At 63.6% G+C, this 593-nt stretch carries 1 protein-coding gene and 1 pseudogene; one reads left to right on the top strand and one right to left on the bottom strand.

The window, feature by feature from the left end; all coding sequences use genetic code 11:
• On the top strand, nt 1-401 hold a 401-nt coding region (locus EN969_RS34300; RefSeq protein ID WP_127419939.1), incomplete at its 5' end, for an NUDIX domain-containing protein.
• 10 nt (nt 402-411) lie between these two features.
• Here the strand turns inward: EN969_RS34300 and EN969_RS34295 are convergent.
• A pseudogene (locus tag EN969_RS34295) lies at nt 412-593 on the bottom strand (4-hydroxybenzoate 3-monooxygenase); the annotation flags it as partial.

Genomic DNA, 593 nt, shown 5'->3' with positions numbered 1-593 from the left:
ACCCGGGCGGGCCGTTCTGGGCGAAGAAGGACGATGGCGCCTGGTCGATGCCGAAGGGTCTCGTCGGCGAGGACGAGGATGAGTTGACGGCAGCGCAACGCGAGACCGAGGAAGAGCTCGGCGTCAAGGTTGATGGTCCCTTCGCGCGGCTCGGCGACTACAAACAACCCGGCGGCAAGATCGTCTCGGCCTGGTCTGTCGAGGCGACCATCGACATCGACGTGGCCGCCATCAAGAGCAACATTTTCACCATGGAATGGCCGCCAAGGTCGGGATCCCTGAAGGAGTTCCCGGAGGTCGACAGAGCGGGCTGGTTCACCTTGCCCGAGGCCGAGGTGAAAATCCTCAAGGGGCAGCGCCCGATGCTTTTGGATTTTGCCAGGCAGCAAGGCGCCGGATGATCCGCAGCCCTCAATAGGGCAGGCCGACATAGTTTTCCGCGAGCGCGGTCGATGCGGCACGCGACTGCACGAGATAGTCGAGCTCGGCCTCCTGGATGCGCTGGCCGAACTCGGCGGTGTCGGGAAAACAATGCAGCATCGTCGTCATCCACCAGGAAAAGCGAACCGCCTTCCAGACCCGCGCCAGCGCCT

Origin of the sequence: Mesorhizobium sp. M7A.F.Ca.CA.003.01.2.1, assembly GCF_003998945.1 — a bacterium.
GTDB classification, from domain to species: Bacteria; Pseudomonadota; Alphaproteobacteria; order Rhizobiales; family Rhizobiaceae; genus Mesorhizobium; species Mesorhizobium ciceri.
The sequence above is the reverse complement of the archived record's forward strand: the minus strand, read 5'-3'. Positions and strand labels throughout refer to the sequence as shown.